The following is a 23,717-nucleotide window of genomic DNA, read 5'->3' as shown; positions in this document are numbered from 1 at the left end:
GATAATCAGCCTAATCTAACTTTAAACTTTTTCAAACTTATTGTAATCAGTAATATGAACATAGATACGAGAATAGCCATATCTTTTAATATAAATTCTACACCTACGCCCTGTATCATCAGTTTTTTTATTGCATCGATGTACCATTTAGCAGGAATAATATTTGATATCCATTGTAGTACTTCCGGCATACTTTCTATCGGATATATCATACCTGATAACAACATGACGGGCATCATAAAACCCATTCCCGAAATCAGCATCGCCGTTACTTGCGTATTTGCAATAGTAGATACAAATAGCCCTAGCGAGAGTGCTACCGCAATGAATATGAATGATATAACAGCAAGCCAAAACAGGCTTCCGGCTACAGGTACTTTGAGAACAAAGTATGATAATAACAATATCGAAGTGAGATTCACTACCGATAGCGTAAAATATGGTACTGCTTTAGCCAGAATGATATAAATAGGCTTTATCGGCGAAGCAAGTAATACTTCCATTGTGCCCATTTCTTTTTCACGTACAATGGCTATCGATGTCATCATGGCACATATCATCATGAGGATAAGTCCCATAACCCCCGGTACGAAATTGTATGCACCTTTTAACTGAGGGTTATACAGCATCTTTACCTCGGGTATTATGCGAAAAGGAACGTTGAGCTCACGCATCAATTCTTGTTGATATGACGATATTATATTTGTAGCATACCCTGTTTGCATAAGCGATTGATTGGGGTCTGTAGCATCGGCTATGAGTTGTATAGAAGCCTCTCCTGTATGTAACAAGTTGCTGTTGAAGTTTTCTCCGAATACAACTACCATGCTTACTTTTCCTTCCCTGAAAACCTGTTCAATATCATCGGGACTATTCAAAACCTGTGAGACTGTAAAGTATTCGCTTGCTTCAAGCTGTTCGATGATACGCTGTGTCGAAATATCCTTCGAGAGGTCGAACACAGCAATCTGTGTGTTTTTGAGCTCTGTGGTTATAGCAAAGCCAAATATAATGATCTGCACAATGGGCATTCCCAGTAAGATCAGCATAGTACGCTTATCGCGGAATATATGGTAGAATTCTTTTTTTACAAAAGAGAGAAATTGTTTCATAATATCAATTATCAGAGCGTTTTGCTTTTCGTGCCAGTTGTTGAAAAACGTCATCCATGTTTTTGGCATTGAACCGGTGGCGTAGATTCTTTGGTGTATCCAACGCCTCTATTTTGCCATCTACCATAATCGAAATTCGATTACAGTACTCGGCTTCGTCCATATAGTGAGTTGTAACAAATACGGTAATTCCTCTGTCGGCAGCTTGATATATGAGTTCCCAAAATTGTCTGCGGGTAGCTGGATCTACTCCACCTGTGGGTTCGTCCAGAAATACAATCTTGGGTTCATGGAATATAGATACGGAGAAAGCAAGCTTTTGTTTCCAACCCAACGGTAATTCCTTTACTAATGTATTCCGTTCTTTGGCAAAACCCAGTTCGTCGAGCGTTTGGGCGGTTTTAGTTTCAATAGCCTTTTCTTTCATTCCGTATATTCCTCCAAATAGCCTGATGTTTTCCCACACCTTCAAGTCTTCGTACAAAGAAAATTTTTGACTCATATAGCCGATGCTCTTCTTTACAGCTTCTTGTTGCTTCGATATGTCGTATCCGGCAACGAAGCCTTTCCCCGAACTTGGATAGCTCAATCCGCAAAGCATACGCATGGCTGTGGTTTTGCCCGCACCATTAGCGCCTAGGAATCCGAATATTTCCCCTTTTTCTACACTAAAAGATATATTATCTACAGCTGTGAAATTCCCAAATTTCTTTGTCAGTTTTTCTGTATGTATAACCGTTTCGTTCATTGTTTTTCGTTTTGAGCCAATAGCATGTAACAATCTTCTATACTTGGATTTATTTCGTGTATGTCAATGCCTGTATGTCCATTGTTGATGAGATATTCATTCAGTTCATTTATCGAAAAATCTTTATTTACTGTGATATGGTGTACTTCCCCAAACGCAAAACATGTTTTTATCATATTATGACCTCTGAGGTCTTTTAGTAGTTTATACATATCATCAGCCTGTGCAGACCATAATATCTCCGGGTATCGGTTTATTATATTCTGTGGTGTTTCTACGTCGAGGAAAGACCCATTTTGTATCAGAGCTATGCGATCGCAGAGTTTAGCCTCGTCCATATAGGGAGTGGATACAAGTATCGTAATATTTTGCTCTTTCAGCATTTTAAGCATATCCCAGAATTCTTTCCGCGACACAGGGTCTACTCCTGTAGTGGGTTCGTCCAGAAATAATATACAAGGCTTATGTATCAATGCACAGCACAATGCCAGCTTTTGTTTCATACCGCCGGATAGTTTTCCTGCTTTGCGATCCTTGAACGGTTCTATCTGTTGGTATATATCTTTTATCAGATGATAATTTTCCTGTATGGTTGTATTAAATACCGTAGCAAAAAACTCTAAATTCTCTTCCACGCTTAAATCCTGATAGAGCGAGAATCTTCCCGGCATATAGCCTATTCTATTCCGTATTTCTTTATAGTCTTTCACAATGTCCAAACCATCTACCTTTGCATTGCCACTATCTGCAAGCAGCAAGGTAGTAAGTATCCTGAAAAGGCTTGTTTTACCCGCGCCATCGGGTCCTATAATGCCATATATCTCTCCTTGCTCTACATCGAAGCTTATATCGTTGAGAGCCTGTACCGATTTGTAGCTTTTTTTTATATTTTGAACTGAAACAGCTTTCATATTTTATTCGTTCAATTCAATGTATAAGTCATCATCTTTATCCACATAGTTAATCTTATTTTCTTTAGACAACCATCCCAGAGCCAGATAAATATACATTTCTCTATAGCCTGTTATTACTTCGAGATCATGTATCGTAAGCATTCCTTTTTCGGCAAGCGCATCACAAATAAGTTTGGTGTCACTATTTATCAGCTCTTTCAACATAGCTTTGTGTTTTAATTCAATTTTAATTCTCCGTACATTCCATACTTTAGGTATCCATCGTTCTTTACAGCTACTTTTACGGCATATACCAAGTTAGCCCGTTCGTCACGAGTCTGTACTGTTTTTGGCGTAAACTCCGACTTATCCGATATCCAGGTTATAGTCCCTGAATATTCTTTCATTTCTTTCTCTCCAAAGTCTGCATATACTTTTACGGCTTGTCCTATTTTCACTTGTATCAATTGGCTTGCTGTAATGTATGCCCGAAGGAACATGTGTTCGATGTCTGCTACTTTAAATAAAGCTCTTCCCTGTGTTGCAAGTTCTCCTTGTTCTGCATATTTAGACAGGATAGTCCCATTGATAGGGCTACTGATAATAGATTTCTGTATCTGGTCATTTATTTGAGCTACTTGCACGCCCAGTCCCGAGCTTTGTTCTGATATATTTTTGTTCGAATTTTCTAATAATTCCGTTTGTGCAGTTAACTGCCTTTCAAGAACAAGTATCTGTGCATTTATATCATCTAATTGCTTTTGATTTGCAGCGTTTGCCTTTACCAAGTTCTCGAATCGTTTTTGCTCGTTTTTCTGGGTTGCAATTTGTTGCTTTATCGCTGCTATCTGTCTTGGTATATCTACACGTCCGCTTTTTACTGCACTGGCATTGGTGAGAAGTTGCATCTTTTTTAGATATAATTGTACGGTATCTATATATCCGAGAGGCTTTCCTTGTTCTACTTGTTGTCCTTCAATGAAATTGAGCTGTATAATCTTTCCGTTTGCTTCGGCTGATACAATTACCTCAGTAGTCTCAAAAACGCCGGATGCATCATAGTCTCCATTCCCTTTTCCGCAAGCTGTAAGCAAGAGTATGATGCTTGCATAAACTATATTTTTTATTGTTTTCATATATTATTTTTCATTTGATGTAGAGAGAAAAGTATATCGTTATTTCTTACTTCTTGTTTAATTGTTTGTTGTATATTTTAAGTTGTAAATAGCTTGAAGCAATTCTATCTCATGTTGTATTCTGTCTTGCTTTGCGAGATCTTCTGCATTCACATCGCGCATGAGGTCAATGACGGTTGATGTTCCGTTTGCAACCTTTGCTTCGGTTGCTCGCTTTACATTGTTGCGAAGGATGACTATATCGTCATCATATTTTAGCAAGTCTTTATTCTTGTTTATTTCGTTTTGCTCTTGAGAGGTTTCCAAACTTGTATTGAAAAGGAATGTTTCTCGTGAAGTTGCAATATTATCCTGATTCGTTTCTATTAGTTTTCTGTCGTTTTTTTGTGTGTACAAGCTTCCAAAGTTCCAAGACAAACGTATTCCTCCGATGTAATATGCCGAGAAATCATTATTGAGCATATTCAGCGCAGGTTTTCCATAGCCACCGGTGAGAAATAGTCCAAGTTTGGGCATGTAGCCCGCTTTTATTGCTTTCTTTTGCGTTTCTAGATTTACTAATTGTGCGTCGAACAACTCCAGCTCAGGTCGTTTTACTTGTGATGATATGGTCAAATTGTCCGCATTCGGTTTTGGCAGGGTGATGTTTTCGTCTAGCTTTTGTCCGATAAGAATACCTAACATATCCACGTATGCTTTTTTGTTTGAAACGATCTGTGCTTTATTTTGTACAGTTTTCAGTTGCTCTACTTTTATCGCATCCAAGTCTGATTGGTTTGCTATTCCGTTGATTATATAGCTTGATATCAGGTCGAAATTCCGTTGCAACTCTTCTTGTAAAAGAGTGTTCTGTTTCAATCTTGCATCGAGTAGCAAGATGCCAAAATACATTTGGTTTACCTGATAGACTATCTTATACAGATCAACGTCCAGCTGTTTTTGCTCAGCATAGGACGATGCTTTTGTGATATCTTTTTTGCTGTTTATTACGCCTCCGTCCCATATCGTTTGGGTAACATCTATTGCAGCAGAATACTGATCTTTGCTCAGCCCTTTGATATCTATACCCTTGATATCGATAGGTATCTTTGTCACTTCCGATTGATAAGAGGCTTTAGCCGATAATGAGAATTGGGGCAAATAGCCTTTTCCGGCATTTGAGAGATTATATTCTTTCGACCGCTCAATCAATCCGTACCGTTTTATAAGCGGATAATTTTCTTTTGCCATTTGCTGGCATTGCTCTATGGTAAGTGTGTTTTGAGCAAAAGCCATTGTTGAAAAGAAAAGCGAATATGTGATGATGATTAATGATTTTTTCATGCTGATTCTATTATTCATCTATTTTAAGCATCATTTTTATCCATTGTGGAATTAATGCTTTTCGTTCTTCTATAAATATCTCATATTCTTTTTCTCCGAAAGGAGCATGCAGGTTCATTAATAAAGGCTTTCCTACGATAGGGAAAATAGACATGGATACTATATTTATAAAAATCTGAAGCGGGGTTACTCCTTTTATCCCTTTTTTGTCTGTTTGTTCCTGTATCTGTTTAAATAGATAATTATTTGCGATAGATTTTCCTTTAAGCCCCACATTTTCTATTATTTTGTGAGGATTGGCTTGTATTTCACTTAGTACAAATAGGGGTAAATTCGGATTCTTTGAGATAGAGTCTATATAGCGCGCAACAATCATGTCTATCTTATCAGAAAGACTAATATCTTCTGCATTTACAATATTTACGATCAGTCCAAACATTTCTTGTAAGCTTTCTTTCATAATTATATCAAAAAGCTTTTCCTTACTCCTGAAATAATAGTTGAGTAAGGCTAGGTTTATTCCCGCTTCTTCTGCTATGTCGCGAGTTCGGGCTTGCCCATATCCTTTTTCATGAAATACTTTTCGGGCTGCATTTTTTATTTTTTCTTCTGTCGAAATATCTTTTTCCATTTTGTGATGTATTCTGTTTATTTCTTAATTGAGCTACAAACGTAAATTAAAATATTGATTTAAACAAATGATTAAATATTATTTTTAAATATTTTGTCAAATTACTTTTATTTGTAATCTGTAATGTTTTTATGAATAAATTTGTCTTATATAAGTAAGTAGCTTATAAAAAAGTAACAGAAAAGTGACAAGTAAAGAGAGTGAAATAAGTGTCACTTTTGTCACCTTTTTATTTTTAATTTATTGTATATTGTTGTATATGTGATTGTTGTGTTAGTCTTTCGACAGGGTGGTAATTGATATGTTTTTGGTGATATAATTAAAATGTTACTTTTTCTGTTACAAATTTCAGTGTGGTTCGTTATCTAGATACATGGAGTTAGAAAAGTTCAAATCGGATGTTGTACCTCTACGCAACAAGCTGCAGAATGTTGCAAAGAATATGCTGGCTAATGAGGTAGATGCTGAGGATGCTGTTCAGGAAACCTATTTGAGGTTATGGAATCAGCGATCTCAGTTGAGCAATCATCCTAATGTTGGTGGATTTGCAATGCAGACGTTGAAGAATATATGTATTGACAGGTTGAGGGCGGAGAGGCATAATGTTTCGCTCGATGGTATATCCATTGCCGGAAATTCGATAACTCCATATACATTTACTGAACAACAAGACAGTGTGTTGATCATCAGGAATATTATCGACTCTTTGCCCGAAACTCAACGCCATATTATAACATTGCGAGATGTAGATGGATATGAATTGGGCGAAATCGCAGCAATTATAGGCTCTGAGGAAAGTACTGTAAGGGTAAACCTTTCGAGGGCACGTAAGGCTGTTAGAGACAAATTTTTGAGTATGAATAATGTAATACGAAAATAGGATGAGTGATATAGATTTGCTTTTAGAAAAATACTTTGAGGGGCAAACTACCCTGGAAGAGGAAAGTATCTTACGAAATTATTTTCGTCAGTCCCAGATCGAAGATCGGCATAAGGTATATGCACCTATGTTCAACTATTTTTCAGCAGAAAGAAAAGAGGTTGCCGTAGAAAAGAAAAAGAAGAAAATACCTTTTTATGTATGGATAAGTGTTGCCGCCAGTATATTATTGATAATAGGCATCAGATCATTCAATTCAGTATCGGTTGGTAATGATATGGGCGGAACATTTGTATATGTTGATGGAAAGAAACTTACGGATGAGGCTGAGGTCAGTGTTGCTGCACTCAATTCTATTCGCGTTGTATCAGAAGTCGATAATGATGTAGTGAGCAGCCAAATCGGGATTTTGGATTCTTTTACTGAATAAATTAGAAAATTATGAAATATAAAGTATTGATGTTATATTGTTTATTGCAGATTATATCCATGTCTGCTTTAGCACAAGATCACCTGAATATAAAAAGCATATTTGACAAATATGGCAAACAAGAGGGATCAGTGCTCGTACAACTATCGTCCGACATACTTTCACAGGGCAGTAATATTACTTTTTACAAAAGCCTTATTATGAATAATGATGTAGCCAAGGACAGAGATGTTCTAAATCTCCTGAAACTTGATATAGACAAAAATGTGATAGTATCGGAAGTTAAGAAAAATGGAAAAGTGGAGTCGGGGACATATTATGTAGGCAAAGACAAATCGGGCAAAACAGGTGAATATATTTTGTATAAGAATAAACCTGATAAGATAACAATCGTTTATCTGAAAGGGAACTTCCCACCCGCAAGGCTCGATTCGGAGCTGAAAAAATTGAAAGATCTTTTTATTTATGTGAATGATAAACGTTTAAAAATACAATAGTAATATGAAAAAAATAGTTGCGTTCTTAGCTTTTTGTTTTGTTGTAATATCCGCAAATGCCGATGAGATTGTATTGCAGGATACGATAGTAAAAACAGTACAGATCATCAAGGAGATAAATAGGAATACAGGGGATACCGTTATTGTTTCTACGACAGAAACTCAGGAGTTAATACCCAAGGATGATAACGAGAGCAGTGTTCTTTACAATGGATCGACCTACAATTTTATCTTTTCGTGGAATAAACGAAAAAGTTTGAGTTCTCACTGGACAGGATTCGGTATGGGATTTATGAACTATAGTGACAAAGATATTCCTTTCGGAAAATTAAAGATGAGCAGTTCTCATAATTTTACAGTCAATCTTTTCGACTTTCAGAAGCAGATAGGAAAAACTAATTGGCTATTTGTTAGTGGAATAGGAACAGAATGGTCTCGTTATCATTTTGATGATAATGCCGCTTTGACTCAAGTGAATGGTGTTACGTCTTTTGTTCCTGCTCCGGAGGGTGTTAATTACAAATCGACAAAACTATTAGCTTATTACATAACTATTCCTCTCTTGTTGGAATATCAGGTGTCAGATTTTCATATATCCGGTGGGGTAGTGGGCTTCTTCAAATACTATTCCAAATCGCAAGTTAAATATTATGAAAACGATAAGAAGCAAGTCGTGAATATGGGGCGCGATCTGAATATACGTCCTATAGATATGAGATTGAGGTTGCAAGTTGGGATAAGGGATGTTAGTGTATATGGTTACTATGCTCCATTCTCGATGTTTGAGAAAGATAAAGGGCCTGATCTAAATACTTACACCATCGGCGTTATGCTAGGTATATAGAGATTGATTGTTTAGTCATTCCCAATGAAAAAAGAGCTCTTTAACCTAATAATCTAGGTTGAGGGCTCTTCTCTTCATTCAAAAAAATTGGACTTATTTATTATCTTCACCAAAAATACTGCCGTAACGATGGTACTCGTAGGCAATACTTTGTTCTTTCATATAGTGCAACAGTTCGATACGTCCTTCAATTAATGGCTTGTCGGATGCGATATGCTTTCCTAATTTTGCCGCTTTCCGATAGATTGCGTCAGAAAGGTCTGTAGTACAAGTGCGTATACGTTCGTATGAATCCATTTCTTCTACAAACTTTTCTTCGTCTTGTATCTTGATGTGGATACCCGACAGCATACTTGAAGCCTTTTCTATAGCCTCTAATTTTTCGTCGCTACCCGAAATACTAACTACAACAGGTGTTCCCGACCTATTAGACGCTAACAAGATTAACATGATATCGCACAAAGAGTCTGATTCTTGTATGCGCAAACCTATACTCTTGAGAGGTAAATAGCGGAAGATGTTTTCTTCACCATAGAGGTGATTCACATCTCTTGCTTTCGAGAATTCATTTAGCCACGCTTTTGAATAACTGTCGTAAGCAAAGTTTAGGCGAGCCTTTTCTTTTATATCAGTCAGAAGATCACCTATATTGTATTTATATTCAGATCCACCTGTTACATCTTTTTCTGTGAATTCGACAAAGCATGATACATAATTAGGACCTCCGGCTTTGATGCCTCCGCCAAAGGCAGAACGTTTCATTCCTCCAAATGGTTGACGGTTTACGATGGCTCCGGTTATCCCTCTGTTGATATATAGGTTTCCGGCCTCAATACTGTTTTTCCAGAGATCGTGCTCTGCTTCATCCAGACTTTGTAATCCGGCAGTAAGACCATACTCTGATGAATTGGCATACTCTATTCCTTCTTTCAGTCCGTCTATGCATACAACAGATAATAGAGGAGCAAACAACTCATTCTTAAAAGTAAAGCTACCCGGTTTAACGCCCCATTTTACAGTAGGCTTGAGTATATATTTCTTATCATCCAAAAACTCCGGAGCAACTAGCCACGATTCACCCGGTTCGAGATTGTTGATGGCATGCGTCAACTTATCGTTGTCGTTAGTTATCATTGGGCCTACCATATTCATCGTATCCCATACACTACCTGTACGCAGGCTTGTTACAGCATCTCGAAGTTTCGACTTGAAGTTCTCGTCATTGTATATGGTTTTGTCTACCAGGAATAGTGAACATGCCGAGCATTTTTGTCCTGCATTTCCGAAGGCTGATGATACCACATTTTGTATGGCATGATCCTGATCGCCATTGGCAGTGAGTATGATTGCGTTCTTACCGCCTGTTTCTGCCGATAATGGAGTCTTAGGGCTGTTTTCCAATAAGCGGAATGATGTATCAGTACCTCCGGTAAGTATTATATGTTTTACAGAAGGGTGAGCAGTAAGATAGTCTAACGAAGAGCGATCTGCACTGCATACAACTTGTAGCGCATCTTTAGGTACACCCGCATCCCAGAAGCATTTCGCAAACTCCCATGCTATCGGCAAAGCTACTGTAGCAGGTTTTAGTATAACTGTATTTCCTCCGGCTAAAGCAGCGGCAACGCCACCTACAGGGATTGCAAGCGGGAAGTTCCAAGGTGGAATCACCAAAATGATACCCTTTGGTTGGTACTCAACAGTACTTAGTCCTGCAAACTGCTTCATCGTAATCGGATAAAAGCGGCAGAAGTCGATAGCTTCAGATACTTCTACGTCTCCCTCGCCGAATGTCTTTCCGGTGATAGCTGCCATACATCCGATAAGATCTCCTCGCTTCGCACTTAAATTTTCGGCTACTTGGTGGAGTGTTTCATTTCGTTTGTTTACATCCGTCTTTCTCCAGTCCGATTTGTCTTCTTCGGCAACACTTATTATTTCTTTTATCTGATCGAGTGACGATAGATTTGCTTCGCAGAAACAGACCTGATCATTTCGGCTGCGATCATAGTACTTCTTTTTGTGTTCGGTAATAACTTCTTTATCTCCTATCTGAACAGGTACAACAAAGTTTTTGTCGTCTACAAGCGTACCCCATTTGCGCAGTGCTTCTAATGCCCATTCTCTATTTGCACCTAAGTCAAGATCGGTGTCGGGTTCGTTATTGAATACATTTATATCTTTTACCGGAATAGGTTTTTCTTTCCTGTTCTGTGTCCTGAATGATTTTGGAACTATACTATCTTTCAATTTATATGCTTCGAGGAACTGATTTGTTAGGAAGTTCCATTGAGGACTATCAAGCTTCAAGTTGAATGAATAGCTAAGGAAGTTGTCTTTTCCTGTATTTTCATCCAGACGCCGAACGAGATATGAAATAGCATTAAGGAAATGTGCCTTTTTAACTACCGGGGTGTACAGAATGATTTGTTTATTGAGGCCTCTTATTACTCGCGGAAGATTGTTTGCCATTCCCTCTAGCATCTCGAATGTGACACAATCGCCAACACCGTTCTTTTCACTGAGCAGATAGGCATAAGCAATACTAAAGAAATTGTGCGATGCCACACCTACATGTAACGCTTTTGCATTTTCGGGCTCTAAGGCTATGTCAAGAATGTGCATATAGTTGGCATCTACTTCTACTTTTGTAGGTAGTATAGGATTTGGCCTGCCTTTTAGTGAAGATACAATACTTTCCATCTGAAGGTTTGCTCCTTTTACCAAGCGCATTTTTAAAGGAGAGCCTCCTTCGGCCACACGTTTCTTCGCAAATTTTAATAAGCGTTCCTGAAATAATCCTGCATCGGGTAGATAGGCTTGTATTACAATACCTGCCATGTAATTCTTGAATTGAGGCATGCTCAATACTTCTTCGAATACATCGAGCGTAAGGTGTGTATCTTTATATTCTTCCATATCCAGATTCACAAATTTAGGTCGGGTTACTCCCCCCTGATCTGTATATGGATAATCTATTGCCTGCTGGTAAATGGTTGCGACTAATTCGCAAAGCTCTTTTTTATTTTGCTCGTAGCTCAGCGAATGTATTTGAGCATATATACCCGATAGCTTGATTGAAATGTAATTTATATCCGGTTCTTTTAACGCTTCCAGATAATGTTCGTATCTGTTCCTTGCTTCGCCATCGCCAAGAACGACTTCACCTAATAAATTAACATTTTGCCCTATTTTGGAATTCCATCTGCCTGATAAATGTCCTGTAAGTGTAGGGCGTTCTTCGGCTATGATTATCTTGTTGGTCTCTTCACGTAATCTTCTATTGAATAAAGGAACTGCTATTCCCGGAGCCAGAGAACCAAAGTTCATAAAAAGTTTTAGCTGGAGCCGATCGAATGAGCTAAAGAAGTCCGGAACGCCATATTCGTTGATAAGCTCTTTCATTCGCTTAACAACAAGTTTTTTATCTCTTATCTGTGACGATTCGTCGAGCATTTTAGATAAGACAGTTTTATTAGAAGGGGTTTGAATGAGTGAAGCAAACTTTNNTTTTTTGTTCTTTGACTTCCTCGGGGGTTAACTCTTTTTCTGCTCTTACGAGAAAGTCTTTTGCCCATTCAAGGACTTCTTTAGTCGTGATTTTTTCCATAGGTGTATATGCTGTTAACAAGGTTTTATTTAGAAACCTAAAGTTATATCAAAAGCTTGATAAAATGACTCTGATAAGTGAAAAAATATCACAATTTTAAGAGTGGTGACTATAAAACAATAGAAGGCTCTTAATTATTTAATTAGGAGCCTTCTGCGCGGTTGTGTAGATAAATTATTTACTCCATATTCTGTATCCTATCCTGAGCACAGGTGAGATATCCATATTGGGGATATTGTATTGTACCTGATCAAAATCAAGACTTTTATCTTTTCTCAAATATATATGTACAGCCGGTTGTATATAAAGGTTGCGCCATATAAACAATTGGTAACCTATTCCACCTCCAAAATCAAGGCTTCTCATATCCTTTTTAACACCTGTACCTTTTTGCTCAATTTCAAACTTATGAGCCTCTATAAATGTATATATATCGAGGTTCTTCCATACATTATATCCTAAGAATAAACCCGGAGCGGTTTTGTAATATCTTTTAAAGTCGTCGGCTGAATTGTTTATTCCCGCTGTCTCGGCATTGTACGATCCCCCGTTAATAACGCTAACTCTTACTCTCCATCTTTCATATCTATACCCTAAGGCAAAATGATAACCTCCGGTAAGAAACATGGGAAATAAACTTTCTGCTTCAAAAGCTTGCTTTACTTCATGGCTTTGCTTGTTTTTCTGGGGTATTGTTTCTTGTGCAGATATACTAACTGCCAATCCAAGAAGAATGAATACTATTAATTGCTTTTTCATATTCTGATATTTTAATAACTATGACAAATATCCGGATAGAAAAGCAATTGATTACTCCACATTTGTTACCAAATTACTCTTTTCTGAAAATCGTATTTCTTATACGGCTTAATGATTTAGGTGCAATTCCGAGGTAATTAGCAATATAATGCAGGGGTATTCTTTGAAATATTTCAGGATGATTACGGAATAGCTTTAAATATCTTTCTTTTGCAGATAGAGTTTGTAGATCGATACGTATTTGAGTTATTTTTATAAAAGCTTGCTCTGTAAGTATTCTCCCAAAATGTTCGAGAGAAGGTATTCTTTGATAAAGATAAGGCAGATCTTTTTCTTTTATTATCCAGAGTTCACAATCCTCAATAGCTTTTATATTAAGATGAGAAGGTAGTCTTTTGAGGCGGCTATAATTATCAGTTACCCATTCTCCTTCAAAAGCCATATCTGTGGTCATCCCATTTCCATTCTCCAGTTCTTTGCAGTATATCAATACGCCTTTATTAATGAAGGCTATAAAATTGCAGATCACACCCTCCTGCAAGAGATGTTCATTCTTTTTCAGAATTTTATATTCAATATGGGTACTCAATATTTCCCATTCTTCGTCTGAGAGGGAAATGATAGTTTCGATATAGCTTTTTATTTTTTCGGTATCCATCTATTCATCTATCTCAATATGAGCAAAGGTAAGCAATCGTAGATAATTTATTTTGAATCTTTTGGTTGAAATTCATTATATGCTAACTTTTATAACTAAATAACATACGTTTTTTTGCTATTTCATCAGAACATTTCATTAATTTTGGAAAACATCGCCTCAAAATGGAGGCAATTTGGTAAAAGGAATAATATTAACCATGTAAAAAACATTTAGCCATGAGAACTTACCAAACACAAGAAATCAAGAACATCGCAATTCTTGGTAGTTCGGGAGCGGGCAAAACCACTCTCGCCGAAGCCATGCTCTTTGAAGCCGGCGTCATTAAACGCAGAGGAAGTGTTAAAGATGGAAATACTGTCTCGGACTATTTCCCTGTGGAAAAAGAATATGGATATTCCGTTTTTTCCAGCATTTTCTCTGTGGAATGGATGAACCGAAAATTGAATTTTATTGATTGTCCGGGATCTGATGATTTTGTCGGAAATGTTGTTACATCACTCAATGTGACAGACACTGCACTTATGGTACTTAATGCACAGTATGGCATGGAAGTGGGTACTATAAATCAATTGAGATATACTCAAAAGCTTCAAAAACCTGTTGTTTTCATCGTTAATCAACTTGATCATCCTAAGGCTGACTTTGATAACGTTGTCGCTCAACTCAAAGCTGAGTATGGCGAAAAGGCAGTACAAATACAATACCCTATCAATTGTGGCGAAGGTTTTAATGCTGTGATTGATATATTAAAATATAAAATGCTTAGATGGAAACCGGAAGGTGGAGCTCCTGAGGTGCTTGATATTCCGGATGAAGAACTGGAAAAAGCAAGAGAATTAAAGCAGAAATTAGTAGAAGCCGCAGCAGAAAATGAAGAGTCTCTGATGGAAAAATTCTTTGATCAGGGAACACTCACAGAAGATGAAATGCGTATGGGAATCCGTTGGGGATTAGTGCATCGTGATTTATATCCGATTTTCTGTGTGTCGGCCGAAAAAGATATGTGTGTGCGTCGTACAATGGAGTTTTTGGGAAATGTAGTTCCTTACGTACGCGATTTACCGGCTCCGGTAAATACAGAAGGAGAAGAAATAAAACCGGATTCGGAAGCTCCAACCAGCTTGTTTTTCTTCAAAACAACCGTTGAGCCTCATGTAGGTGAAGTGTCATACTTTAAAGTAATGAGCGGAAAGGTACATGAAGGTGATGATCTTATCAATACAAATAGGGGCTCTAAAGAACGTATAGGGCAAATATTCGCTCCTGCAGGACAACAACGTACAAAAGTAGAAGAGCTTATAGCGGGCGACATCGGTGCGGCAGTGAAGCTCAAAGATGTTCGTACGGGGAATACATTGAATGCAAAAGGCGTTGATAATAAATTCGACTTTATAAAATATCCTGATCCTAAATATCGTCGTGCAATAAAAGCTGAAAACGAAAAAGATACTGAAAAAATGAATGAAGTATTGCAGCGTATGCGCGAAGAAGATCCTACATGGTTAATAGAAAATTCGAAAGAGCTAAAACAGTTGATCGTATCAGGACAAGGAGAGTTTCATCTTAAAACGTTGAAATGGAGAATTGAAAACAATGATAAGATTCCAATTGTTTTCTCAGAACCTAGGATTCCTTATCGTGAAACAATTACCAAAGCAGCTCGTGCAGACTATCGTCATAAAAAACAATCGGGGGGAGCCGGGCAATTTGGAGAGGTGCATCTGGTTGTAGAGCCATATACAGAGGGTATGCCAGCACCTGATGTATATAGATTTAATGGTCAGGAATTTAAAGTGCAGGCACGTGATACCCAAACGTATAATTTAGATTGGGGGGGCAAACTCGTATTTGTGAATAGTATTGTAGGAGGTGCAATTGATGCTCGCTTCCTTCCTGCCATACTTAAAGGCATCATGTCTCGCCTTGAACAAGGACCGCTAACAGGTTCTTATGCACGTGACGTTCGTGTAGTTGTATATGATGGTAAAATGCACCCGGTAGATTCGAATGAAATATCATTTATGCTTGCCGGCCGTAATGCCTTTAGTGAAGCATTTAAAAATGCAGGACCTAAAATTCTTGAACCTATATATGATATATCTGTATTTGTCCCTTCGGACAAAATGGGGGATGTGATGAGTGACCTGCAAGGGCGTCGAGCTATGATAATGGGGATGGAAAGCGAACGAGGAATAGAAGTCTTGAAGGCAAAAGTTCCTTTGAAAGAAATGTCTAATTATTCTATCTCGCTCAGTTCCTTAACGGGTGGGCGTGCTTCATTTACGATGAAGTTTGCCAGCTATGAACTCGTACCTTCGGATGTTCAGGATAAGCTGTTGAAAGAATACGCAGAAAGCCAGAAAGACGAAGATTAATAGAAATAAGTTTTTTGTCGAAATAAGAAAAGGAGTGAAAAAAACATTTTCACTCCTTTTCCATTTTCAAAATGGAGGGGTTATTTCACACCCGTCATATTTTCCGGATTTAATATTCTATCCAAATCATCTTTAGATAGTATATTCTTTTTCAGTACCAGATTATACACATTCGCTCCTGTTTCCAAAGCTTCTTTTGCTATAGCCGTGCTATTCTCATAGCCTATATACGGATTCAATGCAGTGACGAGCCCGATACTATTCATAACAAGACTTTTGCAATGTTCTTCATTAGCAGTAATACCCTCGATACAGTTTTTCGTGAGGCAGGCCATTGCATTGTTAAGCAGGTTTTGCGATTCGAGTAAAGTATATGTTATAATAGGTTCCATAACATTCAGTTGTAGCTGACCTGCTTCAGCAGCCATTGTTACCGCAAAATCATTTGCCAGTACTCTAAAGCATGTCTGAGAAACGACTTCAGGAATAACCGGATTTACTTTCCCCGGCATAATAGAAGAACCTGCTTGCATCGGCGGAAGATTTATTTCGTGTACTCCGCAGCGTGGCCCTGAGGCTAGTATTCTAAGGTCGTTGCATATTTTGGAAAGCTTTGTCGCTAACTTTTTCAATGCAGAAGAATAGGCTACGAAACTACCTGTATTTGATGTGGCTTCTACCAGATTCTTTGCAGAGGTAAAATTGAATCGAGTGAGACGTGTCAGGTTTTTAGCACATAATGCGTCATAACCGGGAATAGCATTCAGTCCTGTACCTACAGCTGTTGCTCCCATGTTTATTTCGAGGCACAAATTTACGCTTTGTCTCAGAGAAGTCTTCTCTTTCTCCAAAGTCGCAGCGTATGCGTCAAATTGTTGTCCCAATGTCATTGGTATGGCATCTTGTAGATGGGTACGCCCCATTGTTATTACATGCTTCAATTCCTGTCCTTTTTGCTTGAGGGCTGTTATTAGCTCAATCANNTCAATCAAGGTGTCTTCTATCATTTCATTGTAAAAGAGAATCCCTAGCTTTACGCCTGTCGGATAAGCATCGTTTGTCGACTGAGAAAGATTTACGTGGTCGTAAGGAGAACAGTATTGATACTCTCCCTTTTTGTGTCCCATAATCTCTAAAGCAATATTTGCAACAACCTCGTTGATATTCATGTTAGTAGAGGTTCCTGCACCCCCTTGTAGCATATCACTCGGGAACTGATCGTTGTAGTTTCCTTCTATAACTTTTTTACAGGCTTCTATTATTGCATCGTGAATGTCTTTATTCAAGACTCCAAGTTCATAATTCGCTTCGGCTGCTGCCCATTTTACATAGGCTAAAGCTTTAATGAACTGAGGATAATGTGATAACTTTATTCCTGAAATGTTAAAATTGTTGATTGCTCTTTGAGTGTGTATTCCATAATAAGCATTATCAGGAACAGGCAGACTGCTAATAAGGTCATTTTCTATTCTACTCATGATGTGATATTTTGAAAGTTATTAAATGGGTATTTGGTTAACAATCGTTCACTAAGTTATATATTTATTCTTAATTAAAATATTTATTCTATTAAAATGTCATATTTTATTAGTTCTAAAGTTATTCGTTATTTTTTTGTGTAAAGAAACGAGAGCTTCTTTACCTAAGTTTTGTATCTTTGTCGTATGAGACATATGAGACTAATAGCTTTGACTCTAACTCTGATGGCTAGCATGTTTATGTTAGTTCATGCTATTATGCCTCATTCGCATCATGATGGTGTTATCTGTTTTTCTCTTGAGGAAATTATGCATCGACATCATTGCTCCGATCAGCAAGACGATGCCCATAACTGTTGTGAACAACACAAAAAAGGATGTCATCATCAGGCGCATACAGAAGATTGCAATCTCCAGGAACTAATACTTCGTCAACAAGATAATACGCATGATGACATATTGCCATGTGCAAACTGTCTTTCTCTTGCCTATATATTATACTCACTGAATGAGTTTTATTTAGAAGCTCCACAATTTGGGGAACGCTTCAGGCAAAAACCTTACTTAGTAAACTATACCCCACCTTTTGTTGGCTCTATAAGAAGCCTGCGGGCACCTCCTGTATCTTATTTCTTAGTATAATTTCTCTAACAGAGAAGTTTGCATTTTATAGTGACAGTTACCGAAACTGCCTATAACTGTTTTGTTTATTCAAGTCTAAGAAATAAGAATATGAAAAAATATGTAATATATATCGCTTGTTTGCTTGCGATGCTTTGGGGGTGCAACTCTAAACAAAAAGCAGACACTCATACAGAACAAAATAAAGAATCTCATGCAGGGCATAATCATTCTGAAGAAGAGGGAGCTCACTCTCACGCCGAAGGAGAGGAGTGTGACCACGATCATGCTGAAGGAGATGATTCGCATGATAAAGAAGCCCATGGAGAGGAAATCGTATTCTCGCCCGAGCAGGCTAAAAAAGCAGGATTAGAAATTGTGAATGTTCAACCATCTGCATTTCATCAGGTAATTAAGACCAGTGGACAAATTCTATCTGCACAAGGTGACGAGGTTACAATCTCTGCAACTGCTAATGGGATAGTGTCATTTAATAAGGCTTCGTTGAATGAAGGATTAGCCGTACGTGGCGGAGAATCGCTTCTAAGTATTTCTTCTAAAAATATAGTGGATGGAGACCCTGTAGCAAAAGCGAAGTCCGCATACGAGATTGCTAAGAAGGAATATCAGAGAGCTGAATCTTTGATCGGAAATAAGCTTATTGCCGAAAAAGAATATAACGAGATCAAGCTGAACTACGAAAATGCTAAGGTTGCTTATCATGCTATTGGGCAGAAAACTACAGCTAAGGGCGTGGGAATCTCAACACCAATAACTGGATTTATAAAGACTAAATTGGTTAATGAAGGTCAATACGTGGAAGTAGGGCAAGCTTTAATGACCGTTACGCAAAATAGAAGATTGCAACTAAGAGCTGACGTTTCGGAACGTTATTTTAAAGATTTAGGAGCTGTAATATCCGCCAAGTTCAAAACGCCTTACGATAAGACGGTTTATACCCTTTCCGCTTTGAACGGAAGGCTGGTATCGTACGGAAAGTCTTCTTCTAGTCAAGAATATTATGTTCCGGTCAATTTTGAATTTGATAATATCGGTCAAATAATTTCCGGCTCTTATGTTGAGGTTTATCTCTTAGGACAACAGCGTAGCAATGTTATTTCTATACCTGTATCTTCTTTAATCGAAGAACAAGGCCTGTATTTCGTTTATTTGCAATCTCACGATGATGCTTATAGCAAGCAGGAAGTTACTTTGGGTGCAAATGATGGCAATCATGTCGAAATCTTGTCAGGTCTGAAGAAGGGAGATAAAGTAGTAAGTAAAGGAGCATATCATGTCAAGTTAGCTTCTACATCATCAGCAATCCCTCATGCTCATGAACATTAAATTGAGGAGGAATAGATATGCTGAATAAAATAATACAATTTTCGTTGAACAATCGGCTGATTGTTCTTATCGGTGCTGTACTCCTATTGCTTGGCGGGCTTTATACTGCTAAGAATATGGAGATAGATGTATTTCCTGATCTCAATGCCCCTACTGTAGTGATAATGACAGAGGCGAATGGGATGGCTTCGGAAGAGGTGGAACGCTTGGTCTCTTTTCCTATCGAAACAGCAGTGAATGGTGCTACAGATGTGCGGCGGGTACGCTCCTCATCTACTACAGGTTTCTCTGTTGTATGGGTCGAGTTCGATTGGGGTACAGATATTTATAAAGCTCGGCAGATAGTAACCGAAAAACTGGCTACTCTGGGTGATGCTTTACCCGAGAATATCGGACAACCGACATTGGGACCACAATCTTCGATACTGGGAGAGGTGATGATTATCGGCCTTACTGCTGACTCTACATCTTTATTAGACCTTCGCACTATTGCCGATTGGACGATACGCCCACGCTTACTATCTACAGGTGGTGTGGCTCAGGTGACAGTTATAGGTGGAGATATCAAAGAATATCAGATATTACTCGATCCGGGGCGTATGAAACATTACGGTGTTACGCTGGATGAAGTGTTGCAAGTGACGCGTAATATGAATCAGAATGCATCGGGAGGTGTATTGTATGAGTACGGGAATGAATATATAGTAAGAGGTGTTCTGCAAAGTGCCGATGTAAAAGAAATAGGCAAAGCTGTTATAAAGAAAGTAGGAGAAAGTCCTATTCTGATCAGCGATGTTGCAGATGTAAAGATAGGAGCAAAAACACCTAAATTAGGTGTCGCTTCCGAAAAAACAAAATCTGCCGTATTGCTGACTATAACCAAGCAACCCAATACAAATACTATCGAGCTGAGTGAAAAGCTGGATGCTTCTATCGCTGACTTGCAAAAGGGACTTCCTGCGGATGTGAAAATATCAACAGATATTTTCCGTCAGGAACGTTTTATTAATAACTCTATTAATAATGTGCAGAAGTCGCTTTATGAAGGTTCTATTTTTGTAGTCATCGTGCTGTTCTTGTTTTTGATGAATGGTCGTACCACTTTCATTTCTTTAATGGCTTTACCACTTTCTTTACTGACATCTATTCTTGCTCTCAAGCTGATGGGCTTAACGATCAATACAATGAGCTTGGGAGGGATGGCTATTGCTATCGGTTCGCTGGTAGACGATGCTATCATAGATGTTGAAAATGTATTTAAGCACTTGAGAGAGAATCGGAAAAAGCCAAAAGAGGAACAACAAAGTGTGCTTACTATTGTATTCGAAGCATCAAAGGAAGTCCGTATGCCGATTTTGAATTCAACATTGATTATTGTCGCAAGTTTTACTCCTTTATTTTTCCTTAGCGGTATGGAAGGGCGTATGCTTGTTCCTCTGGGTATAGCTTTTATCGTTGCTCTTTTCGCATCTACAATTATAGCTCTTACAGTAACTCCTGTTTTGTGTAGTTATTTGCTCGCAAATAATAAGAAAGATAAGGGAGAAAAAGAATCTGTATTTGTAGTAAGGCTTAAAGCTATCTATGAAAAAAGCTTACATTGGGCATTAGAGAAACAAAAGATAGTATTGGGAATAACAGGTTTGTTGTTGATTTCGGCTATTGCTATCTCTTTCACGTTTGGGCGCAATTTTTTACCGCCATTTAATGAAGGGTCTTTTACTGTAACAGTAAACACCTTACCAGGGATATCATTGGAGGAATCTGATAAGGTAGCTGCAATGGCGGAAGAGGCTATTCTTAGCGTTCCTGAAATACAAACCGTAGGACGTAAAACCGGGCGTGCCGAATTGGATGAGCATTCTTTTGGCGTAAATAGTTCTGAGATTGAAGCACCTTTTATCTTGAAAGACCGTCCTCAGAAGGAAGTATTGGCGGAGCTTAGGGATAAGCTGAATACCATACCGGGAATTAGTGTGGAAATAGGTCAACCGATATCGCATCGTATCGATCATATGCTTTCGGGCACCAAAGCCAATATTGCCATAAAGATTTTTGGGACAGATCTGAATAAATTATTCTCTCTCGGAAATGAGATCAAGTCGAAGATAGAGGGCATAGACGGTGTTGCCGACTTGAATGTAGAGCAGCAGGTAGAACGTCCCCAATTAAAGATTGTCCCTAAGCGCGAACTGTTGGCAAAATATGGTATCACTTTACCCGAATTTACTGAGTTTGTAACTACAATGCTTTCGGGTGAAGTTGTTTCTCAGGTTTATGATGCAGGAAAAAGTTTTGACTTGACGCTAAAAGTAGATGAGAACTATAAAGACCAAGCCGAGAAGATCAGAAATCTGATGATAGATGCTAACGGCCTCAAAGTCCCATTTGCTTATATTGCAGATATATCATCCTCTACGGGCCCTAATACAATCAATAGGGAGAATGCTCAACGTAAGATTGTCGTGTCGGCAAACGTTGCCGGACGAGATTTGCGAAGCGTCGTAAATGAAATTCAGGATAATTTGGATAATAATATTCAGTTGCCTGAAGGATATCATATTGAATATGGAGGACAGTTTGAAAGTGAACAGGCGGCATCGCAGATATTGCTGATCGCTTCTGTTTTTGCGATTCTTATTATCTTTCTATTGCTTTTTAATCAGTTTAGAAGTGTTACACAATCGGCTGTAATTCTTCTTAATCTTCCTCTGGCTCTTATTGGTGGAGTGTATGCTATTCTGTTTACATCCGGAGAGATCAGTATTCCGGCCATTATCGGATTTATATCCTTGTTTGGTATTGCTACGCGAAACGGAATTTTGCTGATGGCTCATTACAACGATTTGGGAAACAAAGGATATTCTGTGAATAAGAGTATATTGCAAGGATCGCTTGATCGTTTGAATCCTATTTTGATGACGGCTTTGTCTTCGGGACTGGCTTTGATACCTCTTGCTGTACAAGGAAGTTTGCCTGGTAATGAAATTCAGAGCCCTATGGCTAAGGTTATTTTGGGCGGACTGCTAACTTCCACCATGTTGAATATGTACATTGTGCCAATAATATACAGAATGTTGAAAAATAGAAAGACTGTAAAAGAAGAAATTGTTTAATAAAAGAGTGATAATGTATGAAACCAATAATATATATTCTTTTGTCGGTGTTAGCTCTCAGTGCACAGGCGCAAGTCTCGTTCGATAATGTATTGAAAGAGATAGAAATGAATAATACAACACTGAAAGCGTATCGCGAGAAAGCTAATGCAGATAAAATAGGGAACAAAACAGGCATAAACATGGCCAATCCCGAAGTGGAATTCGGTTATCTGTGGGGAAGTCCCTCCGGAGAAGGTAACCGTGTAGACCTTAATGTAACCCAGTCGTTTGATTTTCCTACAGCATATCGCTATAAGACACAATTGTCTGATGGAAAAAACCAACAGGTAGATATGATCTATGATCAACAGAAAGTGGAGATCTTGCAACAGGCTCGCTTAATCTGTGTAGAACTGGTTTATCAAACGAAGATGAACAAGATACTATCGGATCGACTGAAACAAGCCAGAGAACTGTCTGATGCATATCAGAAGAGTTTTGATCAGGGAAATATCGATGTTTTGGAGCGTAATAAAACGAAGTTGAACTTACTAAATGCTGAAAAAGCTTTGCAGATCAATGAAGTTGATTTGAATTTATCCAAATCTGAGTTGCAGCGATTGAACGGAGGTTTGGATGTTGGAGAATTTAATCGTTATTCAGATTTTACCTTTCCTCTGAACTTTATAGAATGGTTTGCAATAGTAAAGGCTAATAATCCTTCATTACGTGTAGCCGAACAAGATGTTGCGCTGAGCAGGAAGCAGGAACAGCTTACAAGGGCTTTGAATCTGCCTAAGATAACAGCAGGCTATGCCAGCGAAAGAGTATCGGGCACAACATTTCAGGGTGTTTCGGTTGGCGTATCCATTCCTTTGTGGGAAGGGAAAAATACAGTGAAGCATCAGAAAGCCCAAACGGTAGCATTGCAGATGCAGCATGAGGACTCTGAGTTACAATTCAGGAATACCTTGAAGAATCAGTATGATAAAGCAAAGAAATTATCACTGTTGTTAAAAGAGTATGAACAAGCTTTGAGTGTTACCAGTAGTCAGGATTTGCTTAAAGTAGCATTGGATAAGGGGCAATTATCCCTTATTAATTATCTATTAGAGTTGTCGGTGTATTATGAAACAGTGGATAAATATCTAGAGACAGAACTAGATTATCAGCTAGCTGTAGCCGAGTTACAGCAGTGGGAGAGATAAGATATTATTCTTATTGTTTTTTGACGGAGTGAAGAATCTATAATTTATGATTCTTCACTTCGTTCT

Annotated in this window: 18 protein-coding genes and 2 pseudogenes; 9 read left to right on the top strand and 11 right to left on the bottom strand. The window is 38.2% G+C overall.

Translation table 11 applies throughout. The features are described from left to right. Positions 1-5: 5 nt before the first annotated feature. The 7 genes and pseudogenes from B3P17_RS15685 to B3P17_RS15655 all read right to left on the bottom strand — a co-directional run bounded on the left by B3P17_RS15685 (position 6) and on the right by B3P17_RS15655 (position 5,843). The gene (locus B3P17_RS15685; protein ID WP_252636645.1) at positions 6-1,112 is read right to left on the bottom strand and encodes an ABC transporter permease; all 1,107 of its coding nucleotides are present in this window, start codon (positions 1,110-1,112) and stop codon (positions 6-8) included. A gap of 4 nt (positions 1,113-1,116) precedes the next feature. After that, positions 1,117-1,845, bottom strand: a pseudogene (locus B3P17_RS15680) (ABC transporter ATP-binding protein); the annotation flags it as partial. Positions 1,846-1,856: 11 nt separating this feature from the next. After that, entirely contained in the window at positions 1,857-2,771 is a 915-nt protein-coding gene (locus tag B3P17_RS15675) for an ABC transporter ATP-binding protein (RefSeq protein WP_252636643.1), read from the bottom strand. Between the two features lie 3 nt (positions 2,772-2,774). After that, on the bottom strand, positions 2,775-2,978 hold the full coding sequence (locus B3P17_RS15670) for a winged helix-turn-helix domain-containing protein (RefSeq protein ID WP_252636642.1): 204 nt from the start codon (positions 2,976-2,978) through the stop codon (positions 2,775-2,777). Between the two features lie 11 nt (positions 2,979-2,989). After that, positions 2,990-3,889, bottom strand: a complete 900-nt coding sequence (locus tag B3P17_RS15665) for an HlyD family secretion protein (RefSeq protein ID WP_252636641.1) — start codon at positions 3,887-3,889, stop codon at positions 2,990-2,992. A 57-nt stretch (positions 3,890-3,946) separates the two neighbouring features. Beyond that, positions 3,947-5,212 (bottom strand): TolC family protein, encoded by a 1,266-nt coding sequence (locus tag B3P17_RS15660; protein WP_252636640.1) that lies wholly within the window; start codon positions 5,210-5,212, stop codon positions 3,947-3,949. Between the two features lie 10 nt (positions 5,213-5,222). Then, the gene (locus tag B3P17_RS15655; RefSeq protein ID WP_252636639.1) at positions 5,223-5,843 is read right to left on the bottom strand and encodes a TetR/AcrR family transcriptional regulator; all 621 of its coding nucleotides are present in this window, start codon (positions 5,841-5,843) and stop codon (positions 5,223-5,225) included. Positions 5,844-6,216: 373 nt separating this feature from the next. Here B3P17_RS15655 and B3P17_RS15650 point away from each other — a divergent pair, with 373 nt between their 5' ends. The 4 genes from B3P17_RS15650 to B3P17_RS15635 are packed head-to-tail and all read left to right on the top strand — an operon-like array spanning position 6,217 to position 8,494. Then, entirely contained in the window at positions 6,217-6,723 is a 507-nt protein-coding gene (locus B3P17_RS15650; protein WP_252636638.1) for an RNA polymerase sigma factor, read from the top strand. Between the two features lies 1 nt (position 6,724). Continuing rightward, the gene (locus tag B3P17_RS15645) at positions 6,725-7,153 is read left to right on the top strand and encodes a hypothetical protein (protein WP_252636637.1); all 429 of its coding nucleotides are present in this window, start codon (positions 6,725-6,727) and stop codon (positions 7,151-7,153) included. 11 nt (positions 7,154-7,164) lie between these two features. Further along, positions 7,165-7,650, top strand: coding sequence for a hypothetical protein (locus B3P17_RS15640; protein ID WP_252636636.1), 486 nt, complete (start codon positions 7,165-7,167; stop codon positions 7,648-7,650). Positions 7,651-7,654: 4 nt separating this feature from the next. Next, the gene (locus tag B3P17_RS15635) at positions 7,655-8,494 is read left to right on the top strand and encodes a hypothetical protein (protein WP_252636635.1); all 840 of its coding nucleotides are present in this window, start codon (positions 7,655-7,657) and stop codon (positions 8,492-8,494) included. A gap of 93 nt (positions 8,495-8,587) precedes the next feature. Here the strand turns inward: B3P17_RS15635 and B3P17_RS15630 are convergent. The 3 genes and pseudogenes from B3P17_RS15630 to B3P17_RS15620 all read right to left on the bottom strand — a co-directional run bounded on the left by B3P17_RS15630 (position 8,588) and on the right by B3P17_RS15620 (position 13,521). Beyond that, positions 8,588-12,104, bottom strand: a pseudogene (locus B3P17_RS15630) (bifunctional proline dehydrogenase/L-glutamate gamma-semialdehyde dehydrogenase). Between the two features lie 174 nt (positions 12,105-12,278). Beyond that, positions 12,279-12,863 (bottom strand): hypothetical protein, encoded by a 585-nt coding sequence (locus B3P17_RS15625; RefSeq protein ID WP_252636633.1) that lies wholly within the window; start codon positions 12,861-12,863, stop codon positions 12,279-12,281. A 73-nt stretch (positions 12,864-12,936) separates the two neighbouring features. Then, positions 12,937-13,521, bottom strand: coding sequence for a Crp/Fnr family transcriptional regulator (locus tag B3P17_RS15620; RefSeq protein WP_252636632.1), 585 nt, complete (start codon positions 13,519-13,521; stop codon positions 12,937-12,939). Positions 13,522-13,739: 218 nt separating this feature from the next. Here B3P17_RS15620 and B3P17_RS15615 point away from each other — a divergent pair, with 218 nt between their 5' ends. Then, the gene (locus B3P17_RS15615) at positions 13,740-15,899 is read left to right on the top strand and encodes an elongation factor G (RefSeq protein ID WP_252636631.1); all 2,160 of its coding nucleotides are present in this window, start codon (positions 13,740-13,742) and stop codon (positions 15,897-15,899) included. A gap of 80 nt (positions 15,900-15,979) precedes the next feature. Here B3P17_RS15615 and B3P17_RS15610 read toward each other — a convergent pair whose 3' ends face one another. Beyond that, positions 15,980-17,377 (bottom strand): aspartate ammonia-lyase, encoded by a 1,398-nt coding sequence (locus tag B3P17_RS15610; protein ID WP_291106249.1) that lies wholly within the window; start codon positions 17,375-17,377, stop codon positions 15,980-15,982. 195 nt (positions 17,378-17,572) lie between these two features. On the opposite strand from B3P17_RS15610, the gene B3P17_RS15605 reads away from it, so the two are divergent. The 4 genes from B3P17_RS15605 (at position 17,573) to B3P17_RS15590 (ending at position 23,651) form a co-directional block, all read left to right on the top strand. Continuing rightward, entirely contained in the window at positions 17,573-18,019 is a 447-nt protein-coding gene (locus B3P17_RS15605) for a hypothetical protein (protein WP_252636629.1), read from the top strand. Between the two features lie 90 nt (positions 18,020-18,109). Beyond that, positions 18,110-19,345 carry an efflux RND transporter periplasmic adaptor subunit gene (locus tag B3P17_RS15600; protein WP_291106246.1) on the top strand — a complete coding sequence of 412 codons (1,236 nt, stop codon included), beginning with the start codon at positions 18,110-18,112 and terminating at the stop codon, positions 19,343-19,345. Between the two features lie 17 nt (positions 19,346-19,362). Continuing rightward, complete coding sequence (locus B3P17_RS15595; protein WP_252636627.1) at positions 19,363-22,461, top strand: efflux RND transporter permease subunit; 3,099 nt, start codon at positions 19,363-19,365, stop codon at positions 22,459-22,461. A gap of 17 nt (positions 22,462-22,478) precedes the next feature. Then, positions 22,479-23,651, top strand: coding sequence for a TolC family protein (locus tag B3P17_RS15590; protein WP_291106243.1), 1,173 nt, complete (start codon positions 22,479-22,481; stop codon positions 23,649-23,651). Positions 23,652-23,717: the final 66 nt, after the last annotated feature.

Source organism: Dysgonomonas sp. UBA7630 (assembly GCF_002483985.1).
In the GTDB taxonomy this organism is placed as follows: domain Bacteria; phylum Bacteroidota; class Bacteroidia; order Bacteroidales; family Dysgonomonadaceae; genus Dysgonomonas.
The sequence above is the reverse complement of the archived record's forward strand: the minus strand, read 5'-3'. Positions and strand labels throughout refer to the sequence as shown.

What these genes read in the sequence shown, in the direction of transcription:
- B3P17_RS15670 (WP_252636642.1), bottom strand. Translation starts at nt 2,978, where the DNA reads ATGTTGAAAGAGCTGATAAATAGTGACACCAAACTTATTTGTGATGCG.
- B3P17_RS15685 (WP_252636645.1), bottom strand. Translation starts at nt 1,112, where the DNA reads ATGAAACAATTTCTCTCTTTTGTAAAAAAAGAATTCTACCATATATTC.
- B3P17_RS15625 (WP_252636633.1), bottom strand. Translation starts at nt 12,863, where the DNA reads ATGAAAAAGCAATTAATAGTATTCATTCTTCTTGGATTGGCAGTTAGT.
- B3P17_RS15595 (WP_252636627.1), top strand. Translation starts at nt 19,363, where the DNA reads ATGCTGAATAAAATAATACAATTTTCGTTGAACAATCGGCTGATTGTT.
- B3P17_RS15620 (WP_252636632.1), bottom strand. Translation starts at nt 13,521, where the DNA reads ATGGATACCGAAAAAATAAAAAGCTATATCGAAACTATCATTTCCCTC.
- B3P17_RS15650 (WP_252636638.1), top strand. Translation starts at nt 6,217, where the DNA reads ATGGAGTTAGAAAAGTTCAAATCGGATGTTGTACCTCTACGCAACAAG.
- B3P17_RS15660 (WP_252636640.1), bottom strand. Translation starts at nt 5,212, where the DNA reads ATGAAAAAATCATTAATCATCATCACATATTCGCTTTTCTTTTCAACA.
- B3P17_RS15605 (WP_252636629.1), top strand. Translation starts at nt 17,573, where the DNA reads ATGAGACTAATAGCTTTGACTCTAACTCTGATGGCTAGCATGTTTATG.
- B3P17_RS15640 (WP_252636636.1), top strand. Translation starts at nt 7,165, where the DNA reads ATGAAATATAAAGTATTGATGTTATATTGTTTATTGCAGATTATATCC.
- B3P17_RS15665 (WP_252636641.1), bottom strand. Translation starts at nt 3,889, where the DNA reads ATGAAAACAATAAAAAATATAGTTTATGCAAGCATCATACTCTTGCTT.
- B3P17_RS15655 (WP_252636639.1), bottom strand. Translation starts at nt 5,843, where the DNA reads ATGGAAAAAGATATTTCGACAGAAGAAAAAATAAAAAATGCAGCCCGA.
- B3P17_RS15590 (WP_291106243.1), top strand. Translation starts at nt 22,479, where the DNA reads ATGAAACCAATAATATATATTCTTTTGTCGGTGTTAGCTCTCAGTGCA.
- B3P17_RS15635 (WP_252636635.1), top strand. Translation starts at nt 7,655, where the DNA reads ATGAAAAAAATAGTTGCGTTCTTAGCTTTTTGTTTTGTTGTAATATCC.
- B3P17_RS15600 (WP_291106246.1), top strand. Translation starts at nt 18,110, where the DNA reads ATGAAAAAATATGTAATATATATCGCTTGTTTGCTTGCGATGCTTTGG.
- B3P17_RS15675 (WP_252636643.1), bottom strand. Translation starts at nt 2,771, where the DNA reads ATGAAAGCTGTTTCAGTTCAAAATATAAAAAAAAGCTACAAATCGGTA.
- B3P17_RS15645 (WP_252636637.1), top strand. Translation starts at nt 6,725, where the DNA reads ATGAGTGATATAGATTTGCTTTTAGAAAAATACTTTGAGGGGCAAACT.
- B3P17_RS15615 (WP_252636631.1), top strand. Translation starts at nt 13,740, where the DNA reads ATGAGAACTTACCAAACACAAGAAATCAAGAACATCGCAATTCTTGGT.